The sequence below is a fragment of the Streptomyces adustus genome, assembly GCF_009377175.1.
GTDB lineage: Bacteria > Actinomycetota > Actinomycetes > Streptomycetales > Streptomycetaceae > Streptomyces > Streptomyces adustus.
Genome location: NZ_VJZD01000159.1, coordinates 1 through 22,939, shown reverse-complemented (window position 1 = coordinate 22,939; position 22,939 = coordinate 1). Strand labels below are relative to the sequence as shown.

23 protein-coding genes are annotated in these 22,939 nt (G+C 72.4%); 13 read left to right on the top strand and 10 right to left on the bottom strand.

Translation table 11 applies throughout. The features are described 5' to 3' along the window. Both FNH09_RS30705 and FNH09_RS30700 read left to right on the top strand, forming a co-directional pair. The coding region (locus tag FNH09_RS30705) for a polyprenyl synthetase family protein (RefSeq protein WP_152893166.1) at nt 1-999 on the top strand (999 nt) is incomplete at its 5' end. 372 nt (nt 1,000-1,371) lie between these two features. After that, nucleotides 1,372-2,994, top strand: a complete 1,623-nt coding sequence (locus tag FNH09_RS30700) for a serine/threonine protein kinase (protein WP_152893165.1) — start codon at nt 1,372-1,374, stop codon at nt 2,992-2,994. Here the strand turns inward: FNH09_RS30700 and FNH09_RS30695 are convergent. Continuing rightward, nucleotides 2,983-4,431 (bottom strand): serine hydrolase domain-containing protein, encoded by a 1,449-nt coding sequence (locus tag FNH09_RS30695; RefSeq protein ID WP_152893164.1) that lies wholly within the window; start codon nt 4,429-4,431, stop codon nt 2,983-2,985. The genes FNH09_RS30700 and FNH09_RS30695 overlap by 12 nt on opposite strands. 332 nt (nt 4,432-4,763) lie before the next feature. On the opposite strand from FNH09_RS30695, the gene FNH09_RS30690 reads away from it, so the two are divergent. Further along, on the top strand, nt 4,764-5,795 hold the full coding sequence (locus FNH09_RS30690; RefSeq protein WP_338017727.1) for a hypothetical protein: 1,032 nt from the start codon (nt 4,764-4,766) through the stop codon (nt 5,793-5,795). Between the two features lie 70 nt (nt 5,796-5,865). Further along, nucleotides 5,866-6,558 (top strand): DUF2238 domain-containing protein, encoded by a 693-nt coding sequence (locus FNH09_RS30685; protein WP_152893163.1) that lies wholly within the window; start codon nt 5,866-5,868, stop codon nt 6,556-6,558. Here the strand turns inward: FNH09_RS30685 and FNH09_RS30680 are convergent. Beyond that, a complete protein-coding gene (locus FNH09_RS30680; RefSeq protein ID WP_152893162.1) occupies nt 6,491-6,988 on the bottom strand; it encodes a DUF6328 family protein in 498 nt (165 codons plus the stop codon). The genes FNH09_RS30685 and FNH09_RS30680 overlap by 68 nt on opposite strands. A gap of 138 nt (nt 6,989-7,126) precedes the next feature. Here FNH09_RS30680 and FNH09_RS30675 point away from each other — a divergent pair, with 138 nt between their 5' ends. Then, the gene (locus FNH09_RS30675; RefSeq protein ID WP_152893161.1) at nt 7,127-7,543 is read left to right on the top strand and encodes a hypothetical protein; all 417 of its coding nucleotides are present in this window, start codon (nt 7,127-7,129) and stop codon (nt 7,541-7,543) included. A 116-nt stretch (nt 7,544-7,659) separates the two neighbouring features. On the opposite strand, the gene FNH09_RS30670 is transcribed toward FNH09_RS30675, so the two are convergent. The 4 genes from FNH09_RS30670 to FNH09_RS30655 form a co-directional block, all read right to left on the bottom strand. Next, complete coding sequence (locus FNH09_RS30670) at nt 7,660-8,643, bottom strand: aldo/keto reductase (protein ID WP_152893160.1); 984 nt, start codon at nt 8,641-8,643, stop codon at nt 7,660-7,662. A gap of 122 nt (nt 8,644-8,765) precedes the next feature. After that, on the bottom strand, nt 8,766-9,395 hold the full coding sequence (locus FNH09_RS30665; RefSeq protein WP_152893159.1) for a TetR/AcrR family transcriptional regulator: 630 nt from the start codon (nt 9,393-9,395) through the stop codon (nt 8,766-8,768). Then, nucleotides 9,392-10,900, bottom strand: a complete 1,509-nt coding sequence (locus FNH09_RS30660) for an MFS transporter (RefSeq protein ID WP_152893158.1) — start codon at nt 10,898-10,900, stop codon at nt 9,392-9,394. Before FNH09_RS30660 ends, FNH09_RS30665 begins: the two co-directional genes overlap by 4 nt. 99 nt (nt 10,901-10,999) lie before the next feature. Beyond that, nucleotides 11,000-12,211, bottom strand: a complete 1,212-nt coding sequence (locus FNH09_RS30655) for an FAD-dependent monooxygenase (protein WP_338017726.1) — start codon at nt 12,209-12,211, stop codon at nt 11,000-11,002. 347 nt (nt 12,212-12,558) lie between these two features. Between FNH09_RS30655 and melC1 the strand changes: the two genes are divergently transcribed. Continuing rightward, nucleotides 12,559-12,969, top strand: a complete 411-nt coding sequence (gene melC1, locus FNH09_RS30650; RefSeq protein WP_152893157.1) for an apotyrosinase chaperone MelC1 — start codon at nt 12,559-12,561, stop codon at nt 12,967-12,969. A gap of 34 nt (nt 12,970-13,003) precedes the next feature. Continuing rightward, complete coding sequence (gene melC2 / locus FNH09_RS30645; protein WP_152893156.1) at nt 13,004-13,828, top strand: tyrosinase MelC2; 825 nt, start codon at nt 13,004-13,006, stop codon at nt 13,826-13,828. 93 nt (nt 13,829-13,921) lie between these two features. On the opposite strand, the gene FNH09_RS30640 is transcribed toward melC2, so the two are convergent. Together FNH09_RS30640 and FNH09_RS30635 are read right to left on the bottom strand one after the other, a co-directional pair. Continuing rightward, entirely contained in the window at nt 13,922-14,641 is a 720-nt protein-coding gene (locus FNH09_RS30640) for a ribonuclease H family protein (RefSeq protein WP_152893155.1), read from the bottom strand. Nucleotides 14,642-14,696: 55 nt separating this feature from the next. After that, entirely contained in the window at nt 14,697-15,494 is a 798-nt protein-coding gene (locus FNH09_RS30635) for a VOC family protein (protein WP_152893154.1), read from the bottom strand. A 202-nt stretch (nt 15,495-15,696) separates the two neighbouring features. On the opposite strand from FNH09_RS30635, the gene FNH09_RS30630 reads away from it, so the two are divergent. From FNH09_RS30630 to FNH09_RS30615, 4 genes are all read left to right on the top strand, one after another. After that, entirely contained in the window at nt 15,697-16,704 is a 1,008-nt protein-coding gene (locus tag FNH09_RS30630) for a zinc-binding alcohol dehydrogenase family protein (protein WP_202919784.1), read from the top strand. Nucleotides 16,705-17,034: 330 nt separating this feature from the next. Beyond that, nucleotides 17,035-18,477 carry a family 2B encapsulin nanocompartment shell protein gene (locus FNH09_RS30625; protein WP_162469333.1) on the top strand — a complete coding sequence of 481 codons (1,443 nt, stop codon included), beginning with the start codon at nt 17,035-17,037 and terminating at the stop codon, nt 18,475-18,477. Between the two features lie 16 nt (nt 18,478-18,493). Next, nucleotides 18,494-19,543, top strand: a complete 1,050-nt coding sequence (locus tag FNH09_RS30620; RefSeq protein WP_152893151.1) for a family 2 encapsulin nanocompartment cargo protein terpene cyclase — start codon at nt 18,494-18,496, stop codon at nt 19,541-19,543. 20 nt (nt 19,544-19,563) lie between these two features. Then, nucleotides 19,564-20,466: a geranyl diphosphate 2-C-methyltransferase gene (locus tag FNH09_RS30615; RefSeq protein WP_152893150.1), complete on the top strand. Its 903-nt coding sequence runs from the start codon at nt 19,564-19,566 to the stop codon at nt 20,464-20,466. Nucleotides 20,467-20,538: 72 nt separating this feature from the next. On the opposite strand, the gene FNH09_RS30610 is transcribed toward FNH09_RS30615, so the two are convergent. After that, nucleotides 20,539-21,021, bottom strand: a complete 483-nt coding sequence (locus FNH09_RS30610; RefSeq protein WP_152893149.1) for a VOC family protein — start codon at nt 21,019-21,021, stop codon at nt 20,539-20,541. Between the two features lie 248 nt (nt 21,022-21,269). Here FNH09_RS30610 and FNH09_RS30605 point away from each other — a divergent pair, with 248 nt between their 5' ends. Together FNH09_RS30605 and FNH09_RS30600 are read left to right on the top strand one after the other, a co-directional pair. Then, nucleotides 21,270-21,923, top strand: coding sequence for an ATP-dependent Clp protease proteolytic subunit (locus FNH09_RS30605; RefSeq protein ID WP_152893148.1), 654 nt, complete (start codon nt 21,270-21,272; stop codon nt 21,921-21,923). A gap of 1 nt (nt 21,924) precedes the next feature. Next, complete coding sequence (locus FNH09_RS30600) at nt 21,925-22,524, top strand: ClpP family protease (RefSeq protein ID WP_152893147.1); 600 nt, start codon at nt 21,925-21,927, stop codon at nt 22,522-22,524. A 79-nt stretch (nt 22,525-22,603) separates the two neighbouring features. Here FNH09_RS30600 and FNH09_RS30595 read toward each other — a convergent pair. Continuing rightward, the coding region (locus tag FNH09_RS30595) for a helix-turn-helix domain-containing protein (protein ID WP_152893146.1) at nt 22,604-22,939 on the bottom strand (336 nt) is incomplete at its 5' end.

Here is a 22,939-nt window from a genome sequence, read left to right as displayed (position 1 = left end):
GCCCCCCATGTCCTCGACCGCTGCCGGGCCTTGGTGGATCCTGCGCTGCGGGAGGCCGTGGGCCGGCTGCATCCCTGGCTCGGGGAGATGGCCGCGTACTCCTTCGGCTGGTGCGAGGTCGGCGGCGCGCCGGTCGCCGGCACCGGCGGCAAGGGGGTGCGACAGGCGCTGGCCGTGCTGGGCGCGGAGGCGGCCGGCGCACCTGCCCGGACCGGCGTCCCCGCCGCGGTCGCCGTGGAGCTCGTGCACGCCTTCTCGCTGGTGCACGACGACATCATGGACGCCGACGTGACCAGGCGCCGCCGCCCCACCGTGTGGAAGGCGTACGGCACGGGTCCTGCGGTGCTCGCGGGGGACGCGTTGTTCGCGCTGGCCGTGGAGACGCTCGCCGCCGCGCCCGGCGGGCCGGGTGCCGTGGTTCCGCTGTCCGCGGCACTGCGCGAGGTGATGCGCGGGCAGGCGGACGACCTGCTGTTCGCCGAGCGCCCGTGGACCGGACCGGACCGCGTGCGGCCCGCCGAGTACCGGGCGATGGCCGAGGGCAAGACGGGCGCCCTGCTGGGCTGCGCCGCCGCCCTCGGCGCCCGGCTCGCCGGCGCGCCGCCGTCGACGGTAGCCGCGCTCGACCGGGCGGGCCGACAGCTGGGGGTCGCCTTCCAGATCGTCGACGACGTGCTGGGCATCTGGGGCGATCCGGCCGTCACCGGCAAGCCCGTGCACGGCGATCTGCGCGAGCGGAAGAAGACGCTGCCCGTGCTGCTCGCCCTCGACGCGCCCACGCCGGCCGCCCGTCGCCTCGCGGCGCTGCTGGCGGCGGGCGGGGACGCCGAGGAGGCGGCGGAGCTGGTCGAACGGGCGGGCGGGCGCCGGGCGGCGCTGGCCGAGGCCGGGCGGAGCGTCGCCGCCGTGGAGCGGGCGCTCGGCGGAACGGCGCTGCGGGAGCCGGCCGTCGCCGGACTGCGGTCCCTGCTGGGGTTCCTGGTGGACCGCGAGCTCTGAGGCCGGGGCGGTCGCCCCGGGTGCTCACCGTGCGGGGTGCGTCGCGGCACAGAAAATCCGGCGCGGTCCTTTTCGTATCGGTGTTCTCTTACCGCTGGTTACCGCAAGGTGGACACATCAGTAATCGCTATCTGGGTTACGGCTGGATGAATTCACGGCGCCCGATCGCGGCACGGCGCCGTGGCACCCCGTCCGAGGTGGGAGCGGGGCCCAGTGCCGCACTCCGGCCACCTGACGCAATTTCAGCACCGTTGGACCGGACCATTTTTGAACGAAAGACAGGAATTTCCGGGAAGTCGCGTGCGATTGAACACACCCCGTCACGGCTCCCGTACCCATGGGCAAGAAGAGCTACGCGGGTTGCAGCGAGGGATGACGATGGCCGAGGCGCATGTCTTCACACAAGAGTCGGTGGCCGGGCGGTACCGGCTGCTCGATGTCGTCTCCCGCGAAGCGAACCGGATCTGCTGGTACGGCGAGGACATGGAGGCCCAACGCCCGTGTCTGCTCACCCAGATCGGGTTCCCGGGCGGCCTCGGCGGGGGCCTCACGGGCGAGGAGGACGTCCGCCGGACCACCGGCCGCATCCTGCGCATGTCGGAGACCCTGGTGCGGCTGTGCCCCGGGCGGGTCGTGCCGGTGGTCGACGCCGTCGAGGACGCGGGCACCCTGTGGACCGTCACGGAGTGGGTCGACGGCACCCCGCTCAGCGAACTCCTCGCCCGGCAGGGCAGCTTCGACCATGTACGGGCGGCCCGGATCGGGCTGGAGCTGCTGGACGTGCTGGAGGCCGCGCACGGTCAGGGCATCACCCACGGCGAGCTGAGCCCGGGCCAGATCTACGTCCCCGACCGTGGCCCGATCATGGTCACCGGGTTCGGGCTGGCGGGCGCGACGCTCGCCCCCCGGGTCACGGCACCGTCGTACGCCTCCCCCGAACAGGCACGTGACGAACGCATCGGCCCCGCGGCCGACCTGTGGGCCCTGGGCGCGATCCTCTACTCGCTGCTCGAAGGGCGTCCGCCGTTCCGGGAGCGGGAGCGGCCCGAGGCCACGCTGCGCAGCGTGGACCGGCTGCCGCTGCGCACCCCGGTGCGCAGCGGGCCGCTGACAGGGGCCGTGCAGGGACTGCTGCGCAAGAACTCCCGGGAACGGCTGACCCGCCCACAACTGCGCGAGATCCTCGGCCGGGTCCTCACCGCGGACCCCGACGCGGCGCAGCCCGCCGCGCCCGCGCCCGGGCTGCGCGGTGCGTACGCCGCCGTCCGGCACGCCGGTCCGGAGTGGAGCGGCCGGGCCATGGCCGTGGGGACCGGCCTGGCCGTCGTCACCGTCGCGGTCGCCGTGCTGGCCACCACCGGACAGCAGTCCGGCGGCGACGCCGCGACCGGCTCCCGGTCCCGCCCCTCGGCGTCCTCGGCGGCGTCCGCCACGGGCGGCGCGCCGGACGGTGAAAGACCCGCCGGCACACCGACCGCCGCCCCGACGTCGCCCACGCCGTCCTCCTCGGTCTCCGCCACCGCGCTGCCGGCCGGTTTCCGCGTCTACTCCGCGCCGGAGGGCTTCGCCGTCGCCCTCCCCGACGGCTGGCAGCCCCTGCGCACCGAGCGCGCGACCGATCAGGCCTACCGCGTCACATTCGGCGCGGCGGGCGATCCGCGCACGCTCGCGGTGACGTACAGCGAGAACGCGGGCCCGGACCCGGTCGCCGTCTGGCGGGACGACGTGCAGCCCAATCTCGCGCAGGACGCGGGGTTCCGGCGCATCGGGGAGATCCGCGCCACCACGTACCAGGGGTACAAGGCCGCCGACATGGAGTGGCTCGCCGACGTGGACGGTACCCGGGTGCACACCTTCGGCCGCGGCTTCCTGCTCGGCGGGGACCGCAGCTTCTCGCTGCGCTGGACGACGCCCGCCACCGACTGGGACAGCGCCGCTAACCGGCAGGCGCTGGACGTCTTCCTGCGCACCTTCCGGCCGGGGTCACAGCAATGAGCCGTGCGGCGCGCGCAGGGAACGCAGCCGCCCGCCGTGCAGCGGTTCGGTGGGCCAGCGGGCCGTGAAGGTCCGGTCGTCGAGCGAGCAGGTCACCACCAGCCGGTGCGGTGTCTCCAGGAACAGCACGTGCGCCTCAAGGGTGCGCCCGTCGGTCCAGCCACCGGTCACCGCGGTGGGCAGCGGCTGCCGCGCGACACTCCATCCGTCCGCCCCGAGCCGGAGCCGATGGGGTTCGCCGTCCTCGGTGAGGATCAGCGTCCAGCCGTCCGGGTCCGCGGCGACGGCGACCGAGGTCAGGCCCGGCTGGGCGGCGCAGACACCGCCGGCCGGGGTGAACTCGGCGCCGGCCCAGTCCTCGGCCCGCCCGGGCGGCGCGCCCAGGCCCGCGGCCGGGGGCAGCGCGAGCGCCGCCAGCCGCCGGGCGAGGTCCGCGTCCGCCCGCGCACGGCCGGGCAGGGGCGCGGGGCCGAAGGCGGGCAGCAGGTGCCGCCAGACCAGGTTCAGCAGGGCCTGCATCTGCACGGTCGCGGCGGTCGTCGCGATCACGGCGTCGTACTCGGGCAGCACCAGGCAGAACTGGCCGTACGCCCCGTCGCCGCGGTAGCCGTGCCGGGACTGCCAGAACTGGAACCCGTAGCCGCGGTCCCAGTCCTGCCGGTCCGCCGCGCCCATGGCGCCCGAGGTGGGGATCTGCTCGCGGGTGGCCGATCGGACCCACTCCCGCGACAGCAGCCGCTCGCCGTCCCAGACCCCGCCGCGCAGATACAGCTGGCCCAGCCGGGCGACGGTGTCGGTGGTGGCGTGCAGTCCGCTGTAGCCGAGCTCGCGCCCTGCCCGGTCCCGCAGCCAGGACACCTCGCCGATGCCGAGCGGGTCCAGCAGCCGGGGCCGCAGATACGCGGTGAGGGTCTGCCCGGTCACCCGCTGGACGATCGCGGCCAGCGTGTACGTGGTGGGCTGGTTGTAGGCGAAGACCGTGCCCGGGTCGCGTTCCGGTGGCAGCAGCAGGAATCCCCGTACGGGCTCCTCGGCGTCGAGGGCGAGGGAGTCGTGGACGGTCTCGGCGAGATGTCCGCTGGACATGGACGCCACATGCCGGACCCGCATGGCGCGGCTGCGGGCGTCGGTGATGTCGGCCTCGAACTCCGGGAAGTACGAGATCACCGGGGCGTCGAGATCGATCAGCCCCTCGGCCAGGGCGAACCCGGCGGCCGTCGCGGTGAAGCTCTTGCTGAGCGAGTACAGCAGGTGGGGGCGCTCGGGCGCATACGGCGCCCACCAGCCGGAGGCGACCGCTCTGCCGTGTCTGACGATCATCAGGCTGTGCGGCTCGATGTCCTGCGCGTCCTCCAGGGCGTCGAGGAACGCGTGGACGCCGGACGCGTCGACGCCCTCGGCGGCGGGGGTGCTCGTGGGCAGGGTTCGCTCGCTCATACCGGCATCCTCTCCCGGGGCCCGGACGCGTTCGACGGCATTTCTCGCCTCGCGGGCGACGTTTTCCGTCCGGAATGTGAGGTTTCCCGCTCAGAGTGCGGCACTTTCCTCGCGGAGTGTGCCGGTTCCCGCCCGGCCGCCCCCGCGCGTGCGGCGGTTTCGCCCGGCGCACAAGGGCCCTGCGGCCCCGGCGGGCGCACCCGGGCCCGCCGGACGCACCCACCGGCCCTGTCCGAACACGGGAAATCAACGCCAATGGGTCCATATAGGCTGGTCCGTCTGCACCCGTGCAGACCGACCAGCCGTGCCGCCACCGATCAGGAGAGCCACCCGTGACCGTAGCGATCGTCCCGCCCGAGACCTCTCCCGCGCCCCTGTCCGACCTGGTGGCGCGCGACGCGCGCGAGTTCGGCGTGTACGCGCGGACCGGCGGCTGGGCCTTCGGCCTGATGGTGGCGCGCAGCGTGCGGCCCGGCGGGCAGGGCGCGGACGGGACGGCCAAGGTGTCGGCGAAGGAGTTCGCGGAGCTCGCGGGATGCTCCGCCGAGCGGGTCATGCGCTACTACAAGGCCTGGGACCGGGCCGCCGACGACGGTGTCGTCCCGCACTTCGAGGCGCTGGCACCGGGTCAGCAGGTCGAACTGCCGGACGCCGACCTGTGGACGGGCTACTACGTCTCCCGCTCCAGCGCCACGTCCGAGCGCGGCACTGCCATCGCCGAGGCCGCCGAGGCCGAGGGCATCCGTCCGACGAAGGCGCTGGAGGTGGCCGAGAACCCCACCGCCCTGCGCGCCGCCATCCTCGCCGACCCCTCCACCGCGCGGGCCGCCCGGCAGGCACTGCTCGACCGCGTCCGGGAGGACCCCGAGCTCCAGACCGAGTGGGCGCGTGACGTCGTACGCACCGACGATCTCAAGAAGGCGGTGGCCTCCGAGAGCCGGTCCGCCGACCGCATCGGGTACGTACGCCAGATCGCGGAGTCCGGGCAGATCAGGACGCCCGCCGGACAGACCGTCGACGCGCCCGCCCCGCTGCGCCAGGAGGCCGAGCGACACCTGTCGCTGCTGGACGAGCTGGACGACGACGAGGACAGCGTCGAATGGGCGACCGAGGCCTACGACACCATGAAGTCCCTCGTCGTCGAGGCGGTGGAGGCGGACGCCGAACTGCGGGTCCAGGAGCGGCGGACGAAGTTCTACAGCAGCCTCCAGAAGGCCACCAAGGTCTTCGAGGAGCTGACCTTCGACGACGCCGAGGAGTTCTACGAGGACGACATGGTGCAGCGGCTCGAAGAGCTCCGGGCGGCGATCGGCACGGCCATCACCGCGCTGCGCACCTCGCGCGAGCGGCACCCGGAGAGCTGAGTAGCCGTACTCATGCCGGCGGCCGGCCGGTGGCACGACGATGGGGCCCTCGCCGACAAGGAGCCCGCTGATGCCTGCTGCTCGTCCCCTCCCCCGCCGTGTCCCGCCCGTCCTGTTCGCCGTCGTGGCGGTGGCCGGTCTCGTCGTGTCCGGCTGGCAGCCGCGCGACCGGACCACCTGGTTCCTGGAGACGGTGTGGGTGTTCGTCGGCCTGCCGCTGGTCCTGCTCACCTGGCGCCGGTTCCCGTTGACCGGTCTGCTGTGCGGTCTGCTGGCGGCGCACTCGCTGGTGCTCGCGCTCGGCGGTCACTACACCTACGCACAGGTGCCGCTCGGCGACTGGGTGCGGGACACCTTCGGACTGGACCGCAACCCCTACGACCGGTTCGGCCATCTGATGCAGGGCTTCGTCCCGGCCGTGCTGGTGCGGGAGCTGCTCGTGCGCACCTCGCCGCTGCGGAACAGTCGATGGCTGGCCCCGCTGACCGTGTGCGCCTGTCTCGCCTTCAGCGCCCTGTTCGAAATGTTCGAGTGGGCGGCGGCGGTGATCGGGGGGCACTCGGCGGACGCCTTCCTGGCCACCCAGGGCGATGTCTGGGACACGCAGTGGGACATGTTCTGCGCGCTGATCGGTGCCACCGTCTCGGTGCTGCTGCTGGGACGCGTGCACGACCGGCAGCTGACCGCGCTGCGGCTCAGCGGGACGTGTGACGACGACGCGCCCACAGCGGCAGCACGTACCAGCACAGCGCGTACCAGATGACCACGGCCGCGACCAGGTAGGGCACGCAGTCGGAGTGGGTCGCCACCCGCAGGATCAGCAGCAGGGAGGTGGTCATGGTGAGGAGCAGCAGCAGGAGTCCCACGAACGTCATCCGGGAGGCCAGCCGCACCGCGCGGGGCTTGACCCTGCGGCCCGCCACGACCCGGTGCAGGGACACCGGACCGATCAGGGCACCCGTCGCGGCGGCGCCCAGGACGACGGTCACGACATAGATGACCTGGTCGGTATGGGCGAGCTGGGCGTACTTCGGGGTGAAGACGACCGTGAGCAGAAAGCCGAACAGGATCTGCACCCCGGTCTGGGCCACCCGGACCTCCTGGATCAGCTCCTGCCACATCCGGTCCGCCCGTTCGTCCTCGCTCTCGTCGCGCCCGCCGCGTCTGCTCGCCCCGTCCACGCCGTCCGACATGATGCCTCCCTGCTCCGGCCGCCGGTGCCGTCCTGCTCCGTGTTCCCCCGGGTGCCCCTCCGCTCACGGCGGTGACGGTGCGGCGGCCGCCCGGAACCCGGTGCGTTTGCGTCCGGAGCGAGCGGCAAGGCGGATTTCATGAGTGAATCCAGCAAGGACGTGAACGCGCACGCGGCGGCAGCGGCCCAGGGGCGGCAGACCGCCGAGCGGCTGACGGCTCCGGCCGCGCGCACCGCGAAGGCGTTGGCCGCGCGGACGGAAGACGCCACGTCGGCGGCCAAGGGTGTCGCGGGCCGTGCGGTCGACGCGACGAGCGGACTGGCCCAGTCGGCGGCCAAGGGGGTCGAGGTCGGGCGCCAGGCGATCGTCACCTCCGCCGGGCAGGTCGCGGCCACGGCCCAGACCGCCTGGACGGCGGTCGGCCGGCGCAAGCTCACCGCCGCCGGGGTGGGCGCCGGTCTGACCGCGCTGACCACCGTCTCCTATCTGGCGGGACGCCGCTCGCAGCGGCGGGCACAGGGACCGCTGACCCGGCTGACCGGCGGACGGATCTGACCCGCGGCGCCGAAGGCGCGGGGCGGATCTGATCCGAGACACCGAAGGCGCGGGGCGGGCGGGCCATCGGGCGTCCCGCCTCGCGCCCGGTTCCGCGGATCAGCGGTCCGTGGGGACTACCAGCGGGCTTCCACCTGGTCCTTGATCCGGCGGTCGTAGAGCTCGGTGATCGCGGTGAGCGTCGCCTCGGACAGCTCGGGAAGTCTGGCCGCGGTCGCGTTGGCGCGCGCCTGCTCGGGCGAGCGGGCACCGGGGATCACGGTGGTCACACCGGGCTGCTGGACGATCCAGCGCAGCGCCAGCTGGGCCGGGGTGTACCCCTCGGGGGCGAGGGCGGCGAACTCCGCGGCCGCCTCGACACCCGTCGTGAAATCGACGCCGGAGAAGGTCTCGCCCTGGTCGAAGGCCTCGCCCTGCCGGTTGTAGGTGCGGTGGTCGTTCGCGGCGAAGACCGTGTCCTTGGTGTACTTGCCCGACAGCAGGCCCGAGGCGAGCGGTACCCGGGCGATGATGCCGACGCCCGCCTCACGGGCGGCCGGCAGCACCTCGCGCAGCGGCTTCATGCGGAACGGGTTGAGGATGATCTGCACGCTCGCCACGTTCGGCCGGGCGATCGCGGTCAGCGCCTCCGCGCAGGTCTCCACGCTGACGCCGTACGAGGCGATGCGCTCCTCCTCGACCAGGGTGTCGAGGGCGTCGAAGACCTCGTCGGAGGAGTAGACGGGCGTCGGCGGGCAGTGCAGCTGCACCAGGTCGATGCGGTCGACGCCGAGGTTGCGCCGGGAACGGTCGTTCCAGGCCCGGAAGTTGTCCAGGACGTAGTTCTCGGGGATCTGGTCGACCCGGCGGCCCATCTTGGTGGCGACCTCCACGTGCAGGTCGGGCCGGCCGCTGAGGAAGGCGGCGACGGTCTGCTCGCTGCGCCCGTCGCCGTACACGTCGGCGGTGTCGAAGAAGGTCACCCCCGACTCGGCGGCCGCCTCCAGTACCGCGAGGGCTTCCTTGTCGTCCACGTCGCCCCAGTCGGCGCCCAGCTGCCATGTGCCGAGGCCGACGACGGATGCGTGCCGGCCGGACCTTCCGAATTCGCGCTCGTCCATGCCGTCAGTCTGTCATCCGTCACGCCCTGACATGGAACAGGCGCCTCCGCCCCCTGCCGGTGCCACCCGCTCGCGGGCCGAAGGCCTTCGGAAAGGCGCCAGGGCGTCAGGGCGTCAGGGCGTCAGGGCGTCAGCTGGGCCTGTACGGCCGGGGCGTAGCGGTCGACGAGCTCGTCGAGGGCGGCCGCCCGGAGTTCGGCGCCTCGGGCGATGCCGAACATCACCCCCAGGCCGAGCAGGGCGGCCAGGGCGAGTTCGGCGCGCAGCCCCGCGTCGGGGCCGTCCAGGCGGGCGGCCAGCCGGGCGGTGACCTGGCTGCGGAAGTTGGCCCGCAGCACTTCGCCGTGCTCTCCGTGCAGGGGCGCGAAGACGATCCGCAGCACGGGGTCCGCGCCCCGCTCGACCTGGCTCTCCAGGACGTACCGGACCATGTGGCGGCCGAGTTCGCGCACCGGGGCGTCCAGCAGGCCGCCCGCGTCGGTCTCGAAGGACATCACGCGGGCGAACAGGGTGTCCTTGTTGCCGAAGTACTTCAGGATCAGCGGCGGGCTCACCCCGGCGCGCTCGGCGACCGCCTTGAGCGTGATGTCGGCGTGGGCGTGCCGGGCCAGTAGGTACCGGGCCGCGCGCAGGATGACCGCCTTGGTCGCCTCGGCGTCCCGGCGGCCGGGGGCCGGACCCGCGGGATCCGAGGGCAGGGCGGCGTCGGACGGTGTGGCGGAGTCGGACGGTGTGGTGCGCACGGCACTCATGCTCCCTCCTTCACCCCGTCCCGCGCCGAGCGGGTCCTGCCCCGGGTCCGCCGGACCTCGTCGGACGACCGGTCGCCGGGGATGCTCAGCGCCACCGCGCTCGCCGCCAGGGCGACCAGGCCGGCGATCGAGAACGCCATCAGATAGCCGTGCAGCGTCGGCACCGGGACGCCGCCGACGGGGCTGGTGTGCCGGACCAGCACCGCCGCGACGGCGGCGCTGGAGACCGCCTGGCCGATGGTGCGCATCAGGACGTTGACGCCGTTGGCGGAGGCGGTCTGCTCGGCGGGCACGGCGTGCAGGATCAGCGACGGCAGCGCGGAGTACGCGAGGGTCGTACCGGTCGCCACGACCGCGGCGCCCACCATGATCATCCAGAGCTGGTGGCTGTCCGCGATGCGCACCGCGTAGCCGGCCGCGATGACGGCGGTCCCGAGTGCCAGCGTGACGCGTGGTCCGCGGGCCGCGGAGATACGGGCCGAGAGCGGCGAGAACAGCAGCATGATGATCCCGCTCGGCAGCAGGACGAGACCGGTCTGGACGATGGACAGGCCGAGCCCGTAACCGGTGGCCTCGGGCGCCTGCACCAGCTGGGCCGTCACCAGGGTGTTGGCGTAGAAGGCGAACCCGGTCAGCAGGGCGGCCGCGTGGGACAGGCCGACCTTGGGGCGGGTCACCAGCCGCAGGTCCACCAGCGGCTGACGGGCGCGCAGCTGCTGCCACCACCACAGGCCGAGGACGGCGGCCGCGGTGAGGAACAGTCCCGTGATCCGCGGGCTGCCCCAGCCCCACTGGCCGCCCTGGGACACGCCCAGCAGCAGGCAGATCAGTCCGACGGCCAGCCCCAGCGCCCCGGCGACGTCGAACCGGCCGGGCGCGCGGACCGGCGACTCGGGCACCGCCCACCGGATCAGCGCGACGCCGGACGCGCCGAGCGCCGACGTCACCCAGAACATGACGTGCCAGTTGGTGTACTGCACGATCAGGGCCGCGGCCGGCAGGCCCAGGGCCGCGCCGATGCCCACGGTCGAGCTCATCAGCGCCACCGCGGAGCCCCGGCGCTCCGGGGGCAGCTCGTCCCGCAGGATGCTGATCGACAGCGGTACGACGGCGGTCGCGGCGCCCTGGAGGGTGCGGGCGGCGATGAGGACGCGGATGTCGGAGGTGAGGGCACAGGTGACGGAGCCGAGGGTCATCAGGCCGAGAGCCGCGAGCAGCACCCCACGCTTGCCGTACATGTCGCCCGCCCGGCCGAGCACCGGGGTGAGTACGGCGCCCGACAGGAGGGTCGCCGTGACCATCCAGGAGACCGTGCCCGGCGCGGCTCCGGTGAGCCGGGGCAGGTCCGGGAGCAAGGGCACGACGACCGTCTGCATGACGGCCATGAGAGTGCCGCCGAAGGCGAGCACCGGGATGGTGAGCCGTTCCCGCAGGCTCCCGGAACCACCGGCCGGGGGCCCGCCGACCGGGGCGGACGGGTCGGATATCGGGGCGGACGACGCCATGAACACTCCAGTGGCCGACACGGAAAGCATAAAGGTGAATGACCATTCACCCTATCGGTGAATGGTCATTCACCCAACTCCGGCATCGTTTCGCGGGGGCTATTCGCGGCCGGACAGCACCCTCGCGTGCACGCTCCGCGCGACCTTCGGGCCCAGCCAGCGCTTGAGCCGTCGCAGCGCCTGCGACTGCCCGGCCGCGCGGTCGATCCGGTAGTAGAGCTGGGGCGGGACGTAGGGCAGCAGGGGCGAGTGCCGCTGGCCGAGCAGGGCGAACATCCGCTCCGGGGGCAGGTCGATGTAACGGGTCAGGTTCTCGTACCACTGGGCGCTGTAGCGGGCGGCGCTCTGCACGGAGAGCAGGGCCGCCCGGCGTTCGCGCTCGTAGCGGGCCAGCGCCTGCGGGAGCCCGGCATGGTCGCGCAGCGCGTCGGCGAGCGACATGGCGTCCTCCAGGGCGAGGGTGGTGCCGGCGCCGATGGAGTAGTGGGTGGTGTGGGCGGCGTCGCCCAGCAGGACGAGGTTGCCGCGGTGCCAGGTGCGGTTGGTGAGGGTGCGGAAGGTCAGCCACTGGGCGCCGCCGTCGCCCGAGGCGCGGCCGATCAGCGGGTGACCGTCCAGCACATGGGCGAAGAGCTTCTCCAGCAGGGCCGCCCCTTCGGACTCGCTCACCCGGTCGAGTCCGAGGCCCGTCCAGGTCTCCGGGGCGCATTCGATCACGCAGGTGCTGTGTCCGGGGCCGAAGGGGTAGCCGTAGCACCAGATCCAGCCGTGCGCGCTCTCCACGAAGGCGAAGGTGAACGAGTCGAAGACCTTGGTGGTGCCGAGCCAGGTGTAGGTGTTGCGGCCCGCCGTCAGCTCCGTGCCGAAGTGTCCGGCGTGCGCGGTGCGCAGGGCGCTGCGCACTCCGTCTCCGGCCACGACGAGATCGGCGTCGGGCAGTCGCTCGGGGGTGATCTCGTGCGCGAACTCCAGCCGCACCCCGAGGGCGCGGGCACGGGCGGTGAGGATCTCCAGCAGCCGGTGGCGGCCGATGCCGTGGCCCGCGTCGCCGGGCCTGCGGGTCGACAGGTCCCGCACATGGGCGACGCCCTGGTGCCAGCGGACGGAGCTCTCCTCGACGGCGCGCGCCGACTCGGGGTCGCGGGCGTGGAGCTTGTCGAGCAGATCACGCCAGTAGGTGACACCCCAGCCGTAGGTGGTGCCCTCGGGGTTTCGCTCGTGGACGGTGATGTCGTGGGACGGGTTCTGCCCCTTCAGCAGGATCGAGAGATACAGGCCGGCGGGCCCGCCTCCGACGCAGGCGACCTTCACGCGCACCCCTAGGAATTACCCAAAGCGGTCAGTTGACGACGCACAGTAGCAGTCCGGGCGTCCGGGTTCCGGCCACTCGGATCGCGCCAGTCTCGCGAGGTGAGCCAGGCCACGCGCAGGCCAGGCCCCTGTGAAAGATCATCCGAATCCGGCCCGCCGAGGGGAGGATTTCCCCCTTCCGGGGGTCGTAGGGCACCGGCGACAGCAAGATCATCTTCGTTCAACCTTGCATGACATGTGGCTACTTGTCCTGATCGTAGCCAACCGTCCCGAAGCGATTTCTCCCGCTCTGGACCGAACAGATAGGCATACGGGGTCGTCAACCGAACTCACCTGGGAGGTCCTGTATGCCGGAACTCAGCCGACGCCGTGCGCTCACCGCCGCGGCCGCCCTCGCCGCCGCGGCCGGCGCCACGACCGTCACCGCCGCCGGGTCGGCCTCGGCCGTCACCACCGCCGGACCGGCCGCGGCCGGCGCTCACGACCACGGCCTTCCCGAACCCTTCGACGAGGTCTACAAGGGCCGCCGGATACAGGGCCGGGCGGCGGCCGGCGGCGGCCATCACCACGGGGGCGGTCACGGCGACGGATACGCGGTGTTCGTCGACGGCGTGGAACTGCACGTGATGCGCAACGCCGACGGGACCTGGATCAGCGTCGTCAGCCACTACGCCCCGGTGGCCGACCCGCGCGCCGCCGCGCGTGCCGCGGTCGACGAGCTCCAGGGCGCCCGGCTCGTCCCCTTCCCCGCCAACTGACCCCGCCACGCAAGCACTTCGGGAGCACCCGCATATGACCGTCCGCAAGAACCAGGCGAGCCTGACCGCCGACGAGAAGCGGCGTTTCGTCGCCGCCGTCCTCGAACTCAAGCGCAGCGGCCGCTACGACGCCTTCGTCACCACGCACAACGCCTTCATCGTCGGCGACACCGACAACGGCGAGCGCACCGGCCACCGTTCACCGTCCTTCCTGCCCTGGCACCGCAGATTCCTGCTGGAGTTCGAGCGGGCGCTCCAGTCGGTGGACCCCTCGGTGGCGCTGCCGTACTGGAACTGGTCCGCCGACCGTTCCGCGCGGGCCTCGCTGTGGGCTCCGGACTTCCTCGGCGGCACCGGGCGCAGCCTGGACGGCCGCGTCATGGACGGGCCGTTCGCGGCGGCCACCGGGAACTGGCCGCTCAACGTCCGGGTGGACGGCCGGACTTATCTGCGGCGCTCGCTCGGCACCGGGGTGCGTGAACTGCCGACGCCGGCCGAGGTCGACTCCGTGCTGGCGATGGCGACGTACGACATGGCGCCCTGGAACAGCGGCTCGGACGGCTTCCGCAACCATCTGGAGGGCTGGCGCGGGGTCAATCTGCACAACCGGGTCCATGTCTGGGTCGGCGGTCAGATGGCGACCGGGGTGTCCCCGAACGACCCGGTGTTCTGGCTGCACCACGCGTACATCGACAAGCTGTGGGCCCAGTGGCAGCGCAGGCACCCCGCCTCCGGGTACCTGCCCACCGGCGGGACGCCGGACGTCGTCGACCGCGACGAGCGGATGAAGCCCTGGAACGACACGTCCCCGGCGGATCTGCTCGACCACACCGCCCATTACACCTTCGACACCGACTGACCGACCCGACCGACCGACCCGGTCCACGACGGACGCGGGCGGGGTCCGGTGCGTGCACCGGACCCCGCCCGCACACCGATCGGCCTCCCGCGCTCAGCCGGCGCCGGCGGTCCGGCACTCCGGGTGGCCCCAGCCCTGGTCGTTCTTGGCGATCGGCTCGCCGGCCGCGTACGGGCGTCCGCAGACGCAGCGGCCGGGGAACTTCGCCTTGATCGTCCGCGCGGAGCCGCCGGTGCGCGCCGCGGCGGACTTGCCCGCGGAGCGTGCGGAGGAAGCACGGCGGCGCGGCGCGCCGGACGGCGGGGTGTCGGGCGAGGGCGGCGGCTCGGGCGAGCCGAGCGCGCTCCCCGCCGCCTCCTGGACGATCGCCGCCTGGCTCGCGGCGCGGTCGGCGAAGTCGTTGAGCGGGTCGCCGTCGACCTGGTGGGCCGGCACGTACCGGAACTCGACCGAGCGGCCGTCCAGGAGCGCGTCGATGCGTACGACGAGCTCCTGATTGGCGACCGGCTTGCCCGCGGACGTCTTCCAGCCGTTGCGCTTCCAGCCGGGCAGCCAGGTGGTGACGGCCTTCATCGCGTACTGCGAGTCCATCCGGATCTCCAGCGGCAGTCCGGGGTCGGTCGCCGCCAACAGGCGCTCCAGGGCGGTGAGTTCGGCGATGTTGTTGGTCGCCCTGCCCAGCGGCCCGGCTTCCCAGCGGGCCGGGGTCTGTGTCTCGTCGGCGACGACCCACGCCCAGCCCGCCGGTCCCGGGTTCCCCTTCGAAGCCCCGTCGCACGCGGCCACCACACGTTCAAGCATGGTCTCGATCATGCCACGCCCGACCACCCCTCCGGGGCACGGTGCACAAGCTCACAAGCCCACCGGATCAGGAGACGTCCGTGCTCTTCGGCATCTCCCCCGCCGTCCTGGTGATGTCGATCACCGAGAAGTTCGCGCCCTGCGGGTCGCTGAGCGCGGCGAACCGGCCGAACGGACCGTCCATCGGACCGAACCGCAGCACCGCACCGTGCTTGGTGGCCTTGGCGACGGCCTCGTCGCAGTCGGCGACGGTGAAGTAGACGTTGATGTACGAGGGCACCTCGGGCGGGAAGTCGTCCGTCATCCTCATCCGGCCGAGGACGGTCTGGTCGCCGAGGTCGAACATGCGGAAGTCGACCGCGTCGTCCTGCAACTGCTTCGCCGTGTAGGAGAAGACCGCGGGGAGGAACGCGTCCGTCTTCTCGGGCTCACGGGTGAAGACCTCGGCCCAGCAGTAGGCGCCGGGCTCGGCGACCGCCTCGAAGCCCGTGTGCACACCGCCCTGCCAGACGCCGAAGACGGCGCCACCGGGCTCGCGGGCCAGGCACATGGTGCCGAACTCGCCGACCTGCATCGGCTCCATCAGCACCTCACCGCCGTGCTCCCGGATCCGCGCCGCGGTGGCGGCGGCGTCCGGCGAGGCGAAGTACAGGCACCACTGCGACTGCCCCTCCTGGCCGGGCATGGGAGGTACGACCGCGGCGACCGCCTTGCCGTTCGCATAGGCCTGGGTGTAGTTGCCGTACTCCGACGACGACTCGCCGAAGGTCCAGCCGAGGACGTCGCCGTAGAAGGTCTTGGCCCCCTCCACGTCGCTGAACATCGCATCGGCCCAACAGGGTGTTCCCTCGGGTGGTACGGCCATGGCTGCGGACCTCTCGGCTCGGTGGCATTGTCGGGTTCCTCACGCTAGCCATCGGCCGGTTTCATCGCGCGCCGAACACGCCCCTGCGTTACACACTGGAAGGAATACGGACGGATAAGGGCGGACCCGGGCGCACGTGGGCGCAGACGGGCGCAGACGGGCGCCGCCGCGACGGACGGAGCGCGCGATGGCGGACGCGACGATGCCGGCCTGGTCGGTGGTCACCCCGGGGCCGCTCGGGGACGGGCCGCTGCGGCTGGTGGAGAAGCCGGTCCCGGTTCCGGCGGACGACGAACTGCTGGTGCGGGTGCGGGCGTGCGGGGTGTGCCGGACCGACCTGCACGTCACCGAGGGTGATCTGCCGGTGCGCAGGAGCGGGGTGACGCCCGGGCACGAGGTGGTCGGCGAGGTGGCGGGCCTCGGCGCGGCGGTGCGCGGCTTCACGCCGGGCGAGCGGGTGGGGGTGGCCTGGCTGCGCCGCACCGACGGCACCTGTGCGTACTGCGTGCGCGGCGCCGAGAACCTCTGCCCGGCCTCGCGGTACACGGGGTGGGACGCCGACGGGGGCTACGCGCCGTACACGACCGTTCCGGCCGCGTTCGCCCACCGGCTGCCCGCGGACGTCGACGACGTGGCGCTCGCGCCGCTGCTGTGCGCGGGCATCATCGGCTATCGGGCGCTGCGGCGCGCCGCGCTGCCGCCGGGCGGACGGCTCGGGCTCTACGGCTTCGGCGGCAGCGCCCATCTGTGCGCGCAGCTCGCGCTGGCGGAGGGGGCCACGGTGCATGTGCTGACCCGGGGTGCCGCCGCGCGCCGGCTGGCGCTGGAGCTCGGGGCGGCCTCGGCCCGGGACGCCTACGACATGCCGCCCGAACCTCTGAACAGCGCCGTCCTGTTCGCCCCCGCGGGCGAACTGGTCCCGGTCGCCCTGCGGGCCCTGGACCGGGGCGGGGTGCTGTCGATCGCCGGCATCCATCTGAGCGACGTGCCCGCGCTGCACTACGAGAGCGAGCTGTTCTACGAGAAGGAGGTGCGCAGCGTCACCTCCAACACCCGTGCTGACGCCCGGGAGTTCCTGGCCCTGGCCGCCCGTCACCGGGTGCGCGCGACCACGCACGTCTATCCGCTGTCCCGGGCGGACCGGGCCCTGGCGGATCTCGCGGCGGGACGTTTCGACGGGGCCGCGGTGCTGGTGGACGACCTCTCGTGACCTCTCGCGATCTCTCGTGCCCTCTCGCGATCTCTGCTGACGCCACTTGATCCCCTCTGATCTCCTCTGATCTCCCGCGGCCTCGCGTGGCGTCTCGCGGCCTCTCGTGGCTACTCCAAACTCGCCGTTCACACAGCCGTTGCGGCGCACGGAAGCTCACAAGACACCCCTTCCGCCTCATTCGGGATGTTTGACCATCCGCTGTGCAAATCCGCCCCTCTTGCGCCGTACCCCTCCGGCGTCCCGGCTGTTTGGCTTGGTCCAGCGCACGGCCCACCCGGGCACCGACGACCCATCCGCTCACCCTTGTCCGATCTTCCGGGAGAGAATGTGTCCACACCGGACAGCGCCACCGGTCCCCTCACCGACGAACCCGCACCCGAGCCCGCCGCCGACGCGCCGCTCACCAGCCTCAGCACCCAGGCGGCCCGCCAGCTCGCCACCACCACCAAGTCGGCGCCGCAGATGCAGGCGATCAGCTCGCGCTGGCTGCTGCGCGCGCTGCCGTGGGTGGACGTCAAGGGCGGCACCTACCGGGTGAACCGACGGCTGACGCTGCGGGCAGGCCGGGGCCGGGTGCAGTTCGAGCAGAACGGCGCCGACGACATCAAGGTCGTCCCCCGGACGCTGACCGAGCTGCCGACCCTGCGCGGCTACGACGACCTGGAGGTCCTCAAGGAGCTCGCCTCCCGCTTCCGGGTCCGCAGGGTGCGCTCCGGCCAGGTCCTGTACGAGGCCGGGCAGCCCATGACGGAGGCCTATCTGATCGTCCACGGCCGGTTCACCCGGTACGCGGCCGGGAAGTACGGCGAGGAGGAGATCCTCGGGGTCGTCAGCGGCGGCGACCAGCTGGGGGACGAGGGCATCGGCCGGCCCGACCCGCTGTGGCTGACCTCGGTGCGGGCGGAGACGGACGGGGTGCTGCTGACCCTGCCCTGGGACCTCGTCATGGACCTCACCGAGCGGGCGCCCTCCCTCGCCGCACATCTGCGGGCCTACGCCGAGCGGCAGCAACGGCCCATGAACCGCAAGGGCGAGGCGGACGTCCCGCTCCAGGCCGGTCATGTCGGCGAGCCGACGCTCGACGGCGGCTTCGTGGACTACGACCTCGCGCCGCGCGAGTACGAACTGTCGCTCACCCAGACCGTGCTGAAGGTCCACACCCGGGTCGCCGACCTCTACAACCAGCCGATGAACCAGACCGAGGAGCAACTGCGGCTGACCGTCGAGGAGGTCCGCGAGCGCCAGGAGTGGGAGCTGGTCAACAACCGGGAGTTCGGGCTGCTGCACAACGCCGACTACGGCCAGCGCATCAGCACCTTCACCGGCCCGCCGACCCCGGACGACATGGACGAGCTGCTGTCCATGCGCCGCAGAACAAAGCTGTTCCTCGCCCATCCGAAGGCGATCGCCGCCTTCTTCCGGCAGTGCAACCGGCGCGGTCTGGTGCCCGGCACCGCGAACGTCGAGGGGCACGAGATCCCGGCCTGGCGGGGTGTGCCGATCTTTCCCTGCAACAAGCTCCCGATCAGCGACCAGCACACCAGCAGCATCGTGGCGCTGCGCACCGGGGAGTCCGACCAGGGTGTCGTCGGCCTGTACCAGACCGGCCTGCCGGACGAGTTCCAGCCGGGGCTGAACGTGCGGTTCATGGGGATCGACACCGCCGCGATCATCCGCTACCTGGTCACCGCCTACTACTCGATGGCCATCCTGGTGCCCGACGCGGTGGGCGTCCTGGAGAACGTGCAGCTCGGCCGGACCGCCGACTGACCGCGGGGAGCACGACATGAGCACACCCCCCGCCGGCGGCTTCACGCTGCCCGGACCACCCGATCTCGCCGGCTCCCTCACGGCCCGGCGCGGCGGGGCGGTCCCCGGCCTCAGACACCGGCCCGTCACGCCCGCCGACCCCGAGAAGGCCGCGGAGATCGACCGCAGGCTGGAGGAGTGGGCCCGCGCCCTCGACCTGTTCCCCGAGGCCTGGAACGGCGACTTCGCGGGGTTCCAGTTCGGCCGGGCCGTGGTGCTCCAGCACCCTGAGGCGGCAGGCCTGGACCATCTCACCGTCGCGGGCAAGCTGCTGCTGGCCGAGAACATCGTCGACAACTGCTACTGCGAGGAGGACGAGGACAAGGGCGGATCGCGCAGCGGCCTGGGGGGCCGGCTGATCCTGGCCCAGTCGGCGCTCGACCCGTACCACGGCCCGCCCGCGGTCCAGGAGGAGTGGCTGCGCGGTATGCAGGCCGACGGCCCGCTGCGGTCGTACCACTGGGCCCTCAAGGAGTACGCCGCCCTCGCCACCCCCTCCCAGACCGACCGTTTCGTGCACGACATCGCGCGGCTGCACCTGGGCTATCTCGCCGAGGCCGCCTGGGGCGAGGCACGTCATCTGCCGCGGGTGTGGGAGTACCTGGTGATGCGGCAGTTCAACAACTTCCGGCCCTGTCTGTCGATCGTCGACGCGGTGGACGGCTACGAGCTGCCTGAGGCGGTCTACGCCCGCCCCGAGATCCAGCGCATCACGGTGCTGGCCGCGAACGCGACCACGATCGTCAACGACCTGTACTCCTTCACCAAGGAACTGACCGACCCCACCCACCTCAACCTGCCCCAGGTCATCGCCGCCAACGAGCGGTGCGGGCTGAAGGCCGCCTATCTGAAGGCCGTCGGGATCCACAACGAGATCATGGACGCCTTCGAGGCGGAGTCCGCCCTGCTGTCGGCCGGCTCGCCACTCGTCGAACGCTACGCCCGGAGCCTGTCGGACTGGGTGGCCGGCAACCACGAGTGGCACGCGACCAACACCCATCGCTACCACCTGCCCGACTACTGGTAACGCCGAGCAGATCACTGATCATGCGTCAGACGCCTCACGAGGAGCCATACTTGACCACCGTCCCCGCCACCACGACCGCAGCGGTGCCCACCCAGTCCACGTACCAGAACCGCGTCGCGGACTACTGGAACGCCGAGGAGAACCCGGTCAATCTCGAACTCGGAAGGCTGGACGACCTCTACCACCACCACTACGGCGTCGGAGCCGTCGACTGGACCGTGGCCGAGGAGAGCGACCCGCTGCGACGCCAGGACCGCATCACCGCCGAACTGCACCGCCTGGAGCACGCCCAGGCCGAGATCCTGGCCGGCCGGCTCGGCCCCCTCACCCCCGCCGACCGTGTCTTCGACGCCGGCTGCGGCCGCGGCGGCGGCAGCGTGGTGGCGCATCTGCGTTACGGCTGCCGCACGGACGGCGTGACGATCTCCGCCAAGCAGGCCGCGTTCGCCAACGAGCAGGCCCGCAAGCGCGGTATCGACGACCTGGTGCGCTACCACCACCGCAACATGCTCGACACCGGCCTGGAGACCGGCGCCTACGCCGCGTCGTGGAACAACGAGTCCAGCATGTACGTCGAGCTGGACCAGCTCTTCGCCGAGCACGCCCGCCTGTTGCGCCGCGGCGGCCGCTACGTGGTCATCACCGGCTGCTACAACGACACCTACGGGCAGGCCTCCCGCGAGGTGTCGCTCATCAACGCCCACTACATCTGCGACATCCATCCGCGGTCGGCGTACTTCCGGGCCATGGCGCGCAACCGGCTCGTGCCCGTCCACGTGGAGGACCTCACCGAGGCGACGATCCCCTACTGGGACCTGCGCCGGCAGGCCCCCCATCTGGTCACGGGCATCGAGGAGACCTTCCTGTCCGCGTACCGCAACGGCAGCTTCCAGTACCTGATGATCGTGGCCGACCGCGTCTGAGCCACGGCCCGTCGGGCCCGGCCCCGGGGTGTCCCGCCCCCCGGGGCCGTCCGGCGTACGGCCGCGGCCGGTTCACTCGCCCGCGTAGGCCCGGTCCAGCGCGGCGATGTCGAGCTTGCCCATGGAGAGCATCAGCCGCGTCGTACGGACCGCCTTCTGCGGGTCGGGGTCACCGATCATGTCGATGAGGCGGTCGGGGATGACCTGCCAGGACAGGCCGTACCGGTCCTTGAGCCAGCCGCAGGAGCCCGGTTCGCCGCCGTCCTCGGTGAGCCGGGTCCAGTAGTAGTCGACCTCCTCCTGGTCCGCGCAGTAGATCTGGAAGGAGACCGACTCGTTGAAGGTGAACTGCGGGCCGCCGTTGAGCGCGACGAACCGCTGCCCGTTGGCGGTGAACTCCACGGCCAGCACGGCACCGGCCGGGCCGGGTCCGGCGTCGTTGGTGTAGCCGGTGCGGACGATGCCGGAGTTCTTGAAGATCGACACGTAGTAGTGGGCGGCCTCCTCCGCCTGGCCGTCGAACCACAGGCACGTGGTGAATCCGTCGGTGGTCATGCGCACCTCCTGGAGCGTGAAACTCGGTTCACCAGTGTCGACCGCGGGCGGCCGCGAAACTCATCGGCCGGGCGGCGGTCTGCTCCGACCGGCCCAGCCGGCGTACCGGCCCGCGTCGGCCGGGACCTCTGCCGAGGGCGAATCTGCCACGGGCCGAGAAATCCCCGGCCGCGCCCCCGCCCGGCCGAGAGTGGAAAGCGCGGCACGGCCGACCGGCCGCGCCCGACGGACGACCCTCAGGAGGGCCGATGTCCCCACTCACCCCGGCACCCCGGCAGACCCGGCCGCCGTACGCCCAGGAGGGCGACACCCCGGTGACCAGGTTCGACGACCATCTGGCCGCGCAGTTGCTCGCGCAGCGGATCGTCCTGCTGGGCACCCAGGTCGACGAGGTCTCCGCGAACCGGGTCTGCGCCCAGCTGCTGATCCTGTCGGCGGAGGACCCCCGCACCGACATCAGCCTGTACATCAACAGCCCCGGCGGGTCCGTGCACGCGGGCCTGGCCATCTACGACACCATGCGGCTGATCCCGAACGACGTCGGCACGCTCGCGATGGGGTTCGCCGCCAGCATGGGGCAGTTCCTGCTGAGCGTCGGCGCGCCCGGCAAACGGCACGCCCTGCCGCACGCGCGGATCATGATGCACCAGCCGTCGGCCGGGATCGGCGGCACCACCGCGGACATCGAGATCCAGGCGGACAACCTGGAGTTCACCAAGCGGACCATCGAGCGGATCACCGCCGAGCACACCGGCCAGACCCCGGAGACCATCGCCCGGGACGGCGACCGCGACCGCTGGTTCACGGCCGAACAGGCCAGGGAGTACGGCATGGTGGACGGCGTCGTGGAGTCCCTCGCGGACGTGCGCCCGGCCGCCGCACGACGAAGGATCGGACTCTGACATGGGGACGTACACGATTCCGAACGTCGTCGAGCGCACCCCGCAGGGCGAGCGGTCGTACGACGTGTTCAGTCGGCTGCTCTCGGAGCGGATCGTCTTCCTCGGCACCGAGATCGACGACGGCGTCGCCAACGTCGTCATCGCCCAGCTCCTCCACCTGGAGTCGTCCTCGCCGGAGAGCGAGATCGCGATCTACATCAACTCCCCCGGCGGCTCGTTCACCTCGCTGATGGCGATCTACGACACGATGACGTTCGTACAGGCGCCGATCTCGACGTTCTGCGTCGGGCAGGCGGCCTCCACCGCGGCCGTCCTGCTGGCCGGCGGCGATCCGGGGCGGCGGTTCGTGCTGGAGCACGCGCGGGTGCTGCTCGGGCAGCCGGCCAGCGGCGGACGGCAGGGCACGGTCTCCGACCTCGCCCTCCAGGCCAAGGAGATGGTCCGGATCCGCGCCCAGGTGGAGGAGGTGCTGTCCCGGCACACCCACCACGACATCCCGACGCTGCGCGCGGACATGGACCGGGACAAGGTGTTCACCGCGCCGGAGGCGGTGGCCTACGGCCTGGCGGACGAGGTGCTGAGCCGGCGCCGGACCGGCTGACGGCAGGGCGTCGGGCCACGCCGCCGCCGGACCGTCCGGTGGCGGGGTGTCAGGCGACTGGGTGTCAGGCGACGAGGTGTCAGGCCGCCAGGCAGAGCCCGCCGTGCGGCGCGCGGGGCGTCGGACGGCCGGCGCGGGACTGCCGGCCGAGTTCCCGGTGCGCGAGCGACAGCAGGTCGCCGAGGCCGAGGCCGAGCGCGTGGGCGGCGGCCGCGAGGACCTCCGAGGAGGCCTCCTTGCGGCCGCGTTCCACCTCCGACAGGTACGGCATGGAGATACGGGCCTGCTCGGCCACGTCCTTGAGCGTGCGCTCCTGGGCAAGGCGTTCGCGGCGCAGCACGTCGCCGACCAGGTCCCGCCACAGCGGTTCCCGGTCGGCGGGCGGCCGGGCCGAGGGGGGTGCCGTGGTCGCGGG

Excerpts from the sequence above, each read along its gene's own strand:
- FNH09_RS30700 (WP_152893165.1), top strand. The coding sequence starts at position 1,372 with ATGACGATGGCCGAGGCGCATGTCTTCACACAAGAGTCGGTGGCCGGG.
- FNH09_RS30695 (WP_152893164.1), bottom strand. The coding sequence starts at position 4,431 with ATGAGCGAGCGAACCCTGCCCACGAGCACCCCCGCCGCCGAGGGCGTC.
- FNH09_RS30685 (WP_152893163.1), top strand. The coding sequence starts at position 5,866 with ATGCCTGCTGCTCGTCCCCTCCCCCGCCGTGTCCCGCCCGTCCTGTTC.
- FNH09_RS30680 (WP_152893162.1), bottom strand. The coding sequence starts at position 6,988 with ATGTCGGACGGCGTGGACGGGGCGAGCAGACGCGGCGGGCGCGACGAG.
- FNH09_RS30675 (WP_152893161.1), top strand. The coding sequence starts at position 7,127 with ATGAGTGAATCCAGCAAGGACGTGAACGCGCACGCGGCGGCAGCGGCC.
- FNH09_RS30670 (WP_152893160.1), bottom strand. The coding sequence starts at position 8,643 with ATGGACGAGCGCGAATTCGGAAGGTCCGGCCGGCACGCATCCGTCGTC.
- FNH09_RS30665 (WP_152893159.1), bottom strand. The coding sequence starts at position 9,395 with ATGAGTGCCGTGCGCACCACACCGTCCGACTCCGCCACACCGTCCGAC.
- FNH09_RS30660 (WP_152893158.1), bottom strand. The coding sequence starts at position 10,900 with ATGGCGTCGTCCGCCCCGATATCCGACCCGTCCGCCCCGGTCGGCGGG.
- melC1 (WP_152893157.1), top strand. The coding sequence starts at position 12,559 with ATGCCGGAACTCAGCCGACGCCGTGCGCTCACCGCCGCGGCCGCCCTC.
- melC2 (WP_152893156.1), top strand. The coding sequence starts at position 13,004 with ATGACCGTCCGCAAGAACCAGGCGAGCCTGACCGCCGACGAGAAGCGG.
- FNH09_RS30640 (WP_152893155.1), bottom strand. The coding sequence starts at position 14,641 with ATGATCGAGACCATGCTTGAACGTGTGGTGGCCGCGTGCGACGGGGCT.
- FNH09_RS30635 (WP_152893154.1), bottom strand. The coding sequence starts at position 15,494 with ATGGCCGTACCACCCGAGGGAACACCCTGTTGGGCCGATGCGATGTTC.
- FNH09_RS30630 (WP_202919784.1), top strand. The coding sequence starts at position 15,697 with ATGCCGGCCTGGTCGGTGGTCACCCCGGGGCCGCTCGGGGACGGGCCG.
- FNH09_RS30620 (WP_152893151.1), top strand. The coding sequence starts at position 18,494 with ATGAGCACACCCCCCGCCGGCGGCTTCACGCTGCCCGGACCACCCGAT.
- FNH09_RS30615 (WP_152893150.1), top strand. The coding sequence starts at position 19,564 with ATGCGTCAGACGCCTCACGAGGAGCCATACTTGACCACCGTCCCCGCC.
- FNH09_RS30610 (WP_152893149.1), bottom strand. The coding sequence starts at position 21,021 with ATGACCACCGACGGATTCACCACGTGCCTGTGGTTCGACGGCCAGGCG.
- FNH09_RS30605 (WP_152893148.1), top strand. The coding sequence starts at position 21,270 with ATGTCCCCACTCACCCCGGCACCCCGGCAGACCCGGCCGCCGTACGCC.
- FNH09_RS30600 (WP_152893147.1), top strand. The coding sequence starts at position 21,925 with ATGGGGACGTACACGATTCCGAACGTCGTCGAGCGCACCCCGCAGGGC.